Genomic DNA, 312 nt, shown 5'->3' on the forward strand with positions numbered 1-312 from the left:
CAAACCGCCCGATCAGCGGTAGCCGCGCGGCAAAGGGCAAACGGCGCATCCTAAGCGGCGTCGCGATGTTCTGGCGCACGCTCATATGCGGATAAAGGGCGTAGGACTGGAACACCATTGCAAGGCCGCGATCCGCAGCCGGCACCGTATTGACCACATCACCGCCGATGACGATATCGCCGCCGCTCAACTCTTCAAGGCCAGAGATCATGCGCAGCAGGGTGGACTTGCCACAGCCGGAAGGGCCTCCGAATAGGCAGAATTCGCCGTGCTTGATATCGAGATCAACGCCTTTGATCACATCGAGGGCGC

At 60.6% G+C, this 312-nt stretch carries 1 protein-coding gene; it reads right to left on the reverse strand.

What is annotated here, in order from left to right:
* Positions 1 to 312 (reverse strand): ATP-binding cassette domain-containing protein (locus EN804_RS36040; RefSeq protein ID WP_281407936.1); only part of this gene is annotated, 312 nt, incomplete at both ends.

It is taken from the genome of Mesorhizobium sp. M8A.F.Ca.ET.161.01.1.1, assembly GCF_004792105.1.
In the GTDB taxonomy this organism is placed as follows: Bacteria; Pseudomonadota; Alphaproteobacteria; order Rhizobiales; family Rhizobiaceae; genus Mesorhizobium.